Origin of the sequence: Micromonospora sp. NPDC049081 (assembly GCF_040648835.1) — a bacterium.
Taxonomy (GTDB): domain Bacteria; phylum Actinomycetota; class Actinomycetes; order Mycobacteriales; family Micromonosporaceae; genus Micromonospora; species Micromonospora antibiotica.
Genome location: NZ_JBEZEK010000007.1, coordinates 275,648 through 282,057 on the forward strand (window position 1 = coordinate 275,648; position 6,410 = coordinate 282,057).

General features: G+C 73.8%; 7 protein-coding genes and 1 pseudogene. 6 read left to right on the forward strand and 2 right to left on the reverse strand.

The genetic code is table 11. The annotated features are described in order from the left end of the window. Nucleotides 1–48 precede the first annotated feature (48 nt). From AB0B63_RS14025 to AB0B63_RS14045, 5 genes are all read left to right on the forward strand, one after another. Entirely contained in the window at nucleotides 49–618 is a 570-nt protein-coding gene (locus AB0B63_RS14025) for a sigma-70 family RNA polymerase sigma factor (RefSeq protein ID WP_357018159.1), read from the forward strand. Next, a complete protein-coding gene (locus tag AB0B63_RS14030) occupies nucleotides 615–1,418 on the forward strand; it encodes a hypothetical protein (RefSeq protein ID WP_208570493.1) in 804 nt (267 codons plus the stop codon). Before AB0B63_RS14025 ends, AB0B63_RS14030 begins: the two co-directional genes overlap by 4 nt. 75 nt (nucleotides 1,419–1,493) lie before the next feature. Further along, nucleotides 1,494–2,294 carry an ABC transporter ATP-binding protein gene (locus tag AB0B63_RS14035; protein WP_208570494.1) on the forward strand — a complete coding sequence of 267 codons (801 nt, stop codon included), beginning with the start codon at nucleotides 1,494–1,496 and terminating at the stop codon, nucleotides 2,292–2,294. After that, the gene (locus tag AB0B63_RS14040; RefSeq protein WP_357018164.1) at nucleotides 2,291–3,685 is read left to right on the forward strand and encodes a hypothetical protein; all 1,395 of its coding nucleotides are present in this window, start codon (nucleotides 2,291–2,293) and stop codon (nucleotides 3,683–3,685) included. Before AB0B63_RS14035 ends, AB0B63_RS14040 begins: the two co-directional genes overlap by 4 nt. Beyond that, on the forward strand, nucleotides 3,682–4,272 hold the full coding sequence (locus tag AB0B63_RS14045) for a hypothetical protein (protein WP_208570495.1): 591 nt from the start codon (nucleotides 3,682–3,684) through the stop codon (nucleotides 4,270–4,272). The genes AB0B63_RS14040 and AB0B63_RS14045 overlap by 4 nt, the downstream gene beginning before the upstream one ends. Before the next feature lie 181 nt (nucleotides 4,273–4,453). Here the strand turns inward: AB0B63_RS14045 and AB0B63_RS14050 are convergent, their stop codons facing one another. Continuing rightward, complete coding sequence (locus AB0B63_RS14050) at nucleotides 4,454–5,245, reverse strand: SDR family NAD(P)-dependent oxidoreductase (RefSeq protein ID WP_357018195.1); 792 nt, start codon at nucleotides 5,243–5,245, stop codon at nucleotides 4,454–4,456. A 135-nt stretch (nucleotides 5,246–5,380) separates the two neighbouring features. Between AB0B63_RS14050 and AB0B63_RS14055 the strand changes: the two genes are divergently transcribed. Beyond that, nucleotides 5,381–6,250 (forward strand): hypothetical protein, encoded by an 870-nt coding sequence (locus AB0B63_RS14055; RefSeq protein ID WP_219460552.1) that lies wholly within the window; start codon nucleotides 5,381–5,383, stop codon nucleotides 6,248–6,250. Between the two features lie 75 nt (nucleotides 6,251–6,325). Here the strand turns inward: AB0B63_RS14055 and AB0B63_RS14060 are convergent. After that, nucleotides 6,326–6,410: pseudogene (locus AB0B63_RS14060) on the reverse strand (chlorite dismutase family protein); the annotation flags it as partial.

A 6,410-nucleotide genomic window follows, 5' to 3' on the forward strand; every position in this document is an offset into this window, starting at 1 on the left:
CACACAGAAGCCGGACCCATTCCCGGTGGACCCGTCGTCTGACCGGGTGTGAGAACAGACCTGGACGCGGCCGACGAGGGTGAACTCGTACGACGCGTCGCCCGCGGAGACAGGCGGGCGTTCGACGAGCTCTACCGGCGTACCGCGCCGTGGTTGGAGGTGCGCCTGCGCCGTCGCTGCGCCGACCCCGACGTCGTCGCCGAGGTGCTCCAGGACACCTACCTGGCGGTCTGGCGGGCGGCGGGCAGCTTCGCCGGCCCCCGGGGCAGGGACAGCGCCGAGGCGCAGGGCAGCGCCGTGGGCTGGCTGTGGACCATCGCCGCCCACCGCCTGGTCGACGCGTTCCGCCACCGGGCGCGCAAGGGCCGGCTGCCGCAGGTGGAGCTGATGCCGAGCACGGCCCCGGCCGCCGAGGACGAGGTGATGGCCGCGCGGATCGGCCAGGAGTTGGAACAGGCCCTGCTCGTCCTGCCACCCGAGGTCCGGGCCGCGCTGCGGGCCACCGTCCTCGACGGGCTCTCCTCGCGGGAGGCGTCGGTGCTGCTGGGCGTACCGGAGAACACCGTGAAATCCCGTGTCCGCCGAGCCCGCATCGCCCTCCGGGAGGCGCTGTCATGACCACCCACCCCAGCCTGTCCCAGATCGAACGCTACGCCGCCGGGGATCCGGAACTCGACGAACCCAGCGTCTGGGCGATCGAGGTGCACCTGGAGGACTGCGCCGACTGCCGCGCCCGGCTGGCCGGCAGCACCACCGGGGCGAGCCGGGCCGTGATCGACCAGGTCGCGCTGGTGCTGGACCGCGAGATCGCGACGGCGGCGGTGCCCGTCGGCCGCAGCCGGCCCTGGTCGGTGCTGCGACACCGCTGGTTCGTCGGCACGCTGCTGCCGTGGCTGGCGATGACCGGCACGGTGCTCGCGTGTGCCGCCGTACTCGGTGCGCTGTGGGTCGGCACCCCCTCGCTGGTGCTGCTCATCGCACCACTGGCACCGCTGCCCGGTGTGGCCGTCGCCTGGCACCGGCGGGCCGACCCGGCCTGGGAGCTGATCGCCGCCACGCCCGCCAGCGGTCTGACGATGCTGCTGCGGCGTACGGCTGCGGTGTTGGCGTTCGTCATTCCCGCGCTCGCGGTGGTCGGTGCCGGCACCGGGATGTCGCTTGCCCTGATGCTGCTGCCCTGCCTGGCGTTCACCGCCGCCACGCTCCTGTTGGGCACCCTCGTCGGGGTACGCCACGCCGCGATCGGACTGGTCACGGTCTGGACGCTCGCGGTGGTCGCCCCCAGCCTCGTCGCCGCCCGGCTGCCGGTGCTGCTGTCGGCGCAGAGCGCCCCCAGTTGGGCCCTGGCCACGGTCGTCCTGACCATCATGGCCCTCCTGCGGGCCAACGGATTCCGGCGGCTCTCCCACCACGGGTAACCCGCCACCCGCTACCCGGCCCCCCGGGCCGTATCCCACGCCGCCCCCAGGCGATCACCGAAGGAGATGACGACGATGCGTGCCGTGAGCGCGGTCGAGACGACCGCCACCACCTATCCCTGGACGATCCACGCGGAGGCCCTACAGGTCCGGGCCGGTCGGCACCTGGCCGTCAACGGCCTCGACCTGGCCCTGGGCACCGGCGTGCACGGGCTACTCGGCCCCAACGGCGCGGGCAAGACCACGCTGATGCGGGCCCTGGCGACCGTCGTGGCCCCGGCCGGTGGCCGGTTGACGCTGCTCGGGCACCCGGTCAACGGCCGCGCCGAGCTGCGACCGGTGCGCCGCGACCTGGGTTACCTGCCCCAGCATTTCGGTTACTACCCCCGGTTCACGGTGCGCGAGTTCGTCGGCTACATGGCCTGGCTCAAGGAGATGCCCAGGTCCGCCATCCCGGCGGCGGTGCAGCGGGCCATCGACCGGGTCGGGCTCACCGCCAGGGCCGACGCCCGGCTCAAGACGCTCTCCGGCGGCATGCTGCGTCGGGCCGGCATCGCCCAGGCCATCGTCAACGACCCGCGGCTGCTGCTGCTCGACGAGCCGACCGTCGGCCTCGACCCGGAACAGCGACTCGACTTCCGTGAGCTGCTGCGCGACCTCGGCACCGACAGTTGCGTGCTGGTCTCCACCCACCTGGTCGAGGACGTGGCGGCGGCCTGCACCGACGTCGTGCTGGTGAACGAGGGCCGCCTGGTGTGGCGGGGCACGCCCGAGGTGCTCGCCGCGCAGGGCGACGCGGGCCACGCCGGCGACAGCCCGGCGGAGCGGGGCTACTCCGCGCTGCTGCGTCAGCACCGCGCGGAGGCCGCCCGATGAGCGGGCGGACCGTCCACGCCGCCCCGCAGCCCGAAGGAGAGCAGGGGACCCGGATGAGCATCATGGGCATCGAACTGCGCCGCTCCGCCGCGGTCGGCGCCGCGCTGGTCACGGTGGTGGTCGGGGTCGGCGCGCTGTACGTGGCGACCGGCCGCTGGTCGAGCAGCTGGATGGCCCTGGCCCTGGCCATCCGGGAGTACCTGCTCCTGTTGTGGCCGCTGGCCCTCGCAGCCGGCGCCTGGCAGGGTCGCCGGGAGCACCGGGCGAAGGTCGGCGAACTGTTCGCCACCACCGCCCGGTCCCGCGCCGGGCGGATGCTGCCGGTGCTCGGCACGATGGCCCTCACCCTCGTGACCGCCTATCTCCTGGTGACCGTGGCGGGCATCGCCTGGATCGTCACCACCGCGTCGTACCTGCCCCTGCTGCACTTCGTCGTCGTCACCACGGTCGGTGCGCTGTCCCTGGTCGCTGCGGGGTGGCTCGGGCTGGGGATCGGGCGGTTGCTGCCCGCCCTGGTGACCGCACCGGCGCTGGCGGTGGGCGGGGTGCTGCTGGTCTTCTTCGTCACCGTCGGTACGCCGGACCGGGTGGCCGCGGCGATCTCCCCGGCCCACGGCTCGGGCCCGTTCCACGACTACCAGACGATCGACAACCGGGTCAGCGGCGCGCTGGCGATCTCGATGATCACGCTCGCCGTCACCGGCCTGCTGTTGTACGTCGCCGACGGCTGGCGGGTCCGGGCGATGGCGGTGCTGCCGGTACTGCTCGGATTCGTGGTGGCCACGACGGTCCTCCCCCACGACCGGGACACGCTCAACTGGCCGGTCGACCCGGTCGCGCAGGAGCTGGTGTGCACCGACGACACCCCGACGGTGTGTGTCAGCCGGGTCCACGCCAAGGTGCTCGACACGGTGGCCCCGCTGGCCCGGGAGGGCCTCACGGCGCTGGCGAAGATGCCTGATGCGCCGGCCGTCGTGCACGAGGACACCCGCACGATCACGTTCGACCAGGTCACGCCGGTCACCAAGCCGGGTGTCGTCACGATCGGGATCCGGATCGACAAGCGGGGCCGGCTCGCCCACCCGGCCGCCGTGGTCCCCGAGATCGTCAGGCACCTGGGCGTCCCGTACGACGGGAAGTGCCAAGAGGGCGACGAGGTGGTCGAACGGGCGGCGGCCTACTGGCTCCTGGGCCGTGAACCGCGGTCCGACGTGGGGGTGGTTCCCGGCATGATCGAGGAGGACCCCGGGATCAACCCCGAAGCGGTCACCCTGTGGCGGGGCCTGCGTGACCTGCCCGAGGCGGAGGCGCTGGCCCGGGTCACTGCGGTCCGCGACGCCCTGCGGGCCTGCCAGGACCCCACCGGGATGCTGTCGCGGAGTGCCCGGTGACCTGGACGCTGCTCTACCTGCGGTCGCGACACGTGCCGCTGGCGCTGGCCGCCGCGGTCGGCGGGGTGGCGGTGCTCTGGGCGCTGTACCTGGCCTTCGCCAAGGAGCGGGACGTCACCTCGATGATGGTCGTCCTGACCGTCCTGCTGATGGTCACGGCGCTCGCGCCCACCCTCGCCGGCCCGGACGAGAACCTGGAGCGGACCGCGTCGGTGCGCTGGGCCTGGCGGCGCGCGGTGCACCTGCTCGCCGGCCTGCTGATCATCCTGGTGGTCCTGCTCGCCACCCGGCACACCGGAGCCCGGTTCGGGCCGGTCGCGCTGGTGGTCCGCGACGCCACCGGGCTGCTCGGTCTGATGGCGCTGTGCGCCACGGTGGTCGGCGCGACCCGGTCCTGGTTCCTGCCGCTGGGGTGGACCACCATCGCCGCCCTCTACCCACAGCCGGGCACCTGGGGAGCGGTCGCGACGTGGCAGGGCCAACCGCCCGACAGCCGGGCCGCCACGGTGGTGGCGGCGGTGCTCGCCATCGGTGGGCTGGTCACCTATGCGGTCGCCGGCCCGGCCCGCCGGGACCCGGCCGAGTAGTCCGCCGCCGACCGGCACGCCACCCGCACCGTGGGGTAGCGTGCCGGTCGGCGGTCGCGCGGGCGGTGCTCCGGCCCGACCAGGCGCGCTGAGCCGCCGACGCACCGGCAACCGACCGGCGTGACGACCGTCGCCGGGGGCTGCCCACCGCCGTGGTCCTCGGCGCACCGGCCGACCGGCGTCAGGCCCCTCCCGCCCGGCCCGGTCCGGGCAACTCGACGCCGGTGAGCTGCGCGCACCGCAGGAGCAGTTCGTCCCCCAACGGGTCGATCCGCGAGCGCTCCGGTCGCCAGTCCCGCGCGCTGACGTACCGTCCACTGGCCAGGGCCCCGGGGTCGACGTCCACGGCGAGGCGCACCAGTTCCCGCGCGGCGTCGTCCGGGCTCGTCGGTGCGGCGTCGCCGCCCATCCTGGTACGCACCCAGCCGGGATCGACCGCGTTGCTCAGCACACCGGGCCACCGGCGGGCCACCGCGAAGGCGAGCGCCAGGTCCAGCAGCTTCGTCCGGGAGTACGCCTCGACGCCGTGCCAGGGGCGGGTGTCGTACCGCAGGTCGGTCAGGTCGGCCAGCCCGTCGGCGGCCATCGCCGACGACACGAACACCAGCCGCCCGGGCGGCGGTGACAGCGCCGTCAGCAGGTACGGCGCGAGCACGTTGACCTGGAACGTCGACTCCAGTCCGTCCCGGGTCAACTCCCGCTCCGGCGCGTCGAGCCGGGCGATCCCCGCGTTGTGCACGACGGCGTCGAAGCGGCCGAACGCGGCCAGCGACCGGGCGAGCGCCGTGGTCTCCTCGATGGAGCGCAGGTCGCCGACCACGATCCCGGACGCGGCCGGAAGCGCCGCCTTGGCCACCACCGCCCGTTCCTCGTTGCGGGCGTGCAGGACGACCCGGTGCCCACGGGCGACGAGTTGCGCCGCGGTGCGCTGGCCGATGCCGTCCACCGAGCCGGTGACGAGAATGCTGCCCATGGTGTTCCTCTCTGCGTGCCGCCGCGCGCCCCGGCGCGACGACCCAGGAAAGCTCCTGACACTTGGCGGCGACTGAACGCGGCCACCGACCGCCGCGCCAAGTCCGGCGCAAGTGATGCCTGCGTTGCTGTGGGCATGAAGAGACTCCTCGCCATCGGCCTGGCGCTCACCCTCAGCGCCGGTCTGACCGTGGTCGCGAACGGGACCGCGCTCGCCCGCCCCTACTGCGACGTGCCCGACCCGCCGCCGGCCTGTGACGACAGCCCGGCCGAGCCGACACCGCCACCGGTGGGCAGCGACAAGTATCCGATGGGCTGGCTGGAGTCGTGGGAGTACGTCGGCGGGGCCGTCCGGGTCAGCGGGTGGGCCAGTGATCCCAACGGCGGCCCGGTGCAGGTGACGGTGCAGACCGACGTACCACCTGCGGTGACCCGCCCGGCGAACCTGTGGCACGTCGAGCGGGGCGCGTTCGTCGGTTTCTCCTTCACGGTGCCGAGTTCGGCGCTGGCCGGGGTGCACGGATTCTGTGTCACCGCGAACAACGTGCCCGACGGCAGCCAACCGGTGCCCGAGGTCGCCCCGCTGTCCTGCCCGCAGTACCGCGTCACCCCGGCAGCGCCCAGCGCGTTGACGCTGTCCGCCGGTTACCAGGAGGGCAAGCGGACGCTGGACGTCACCTTCACCGACAACTCGGTGCGGGAGGACAACTACCGCATCGACCTGAGCTGGCTTCAGACCACCCCGGACGACACCCCCACCGATCCGGGGCTGCCGACCACCCCGCCGGGTGGGCCCGCGCTGCCGACCCCGATACCCACCTGGGGTGCGCCGATCCCCACCACCGAGGTCGGCGTCGCCCGGGCGGTCATCTACGGCACCCCGGACACCGGACGACGTACCTGGCACTTCACCCACATGCCCCAGGCGTTCGTCCACGTCGTGGTGGTCTCGAACGAGGCCGGTCTGACCTCCCCCGCGCTCAGCGGGGGCATCTCCACCCGCTGACCTGCACCGCGCCGCGACGAGGTTGGCGTATCCCCTGATGTGCGGCGGCGGCCCGGCGGTGCCGGCCAGGGCGAACGACGCCACCGTGTTGGCCCGTACGTCCGGGTAGCCGCGCGCCATCTTGCCGTGCTCGGCCAGCAGCTCCCGCCGCTCGGCGTCC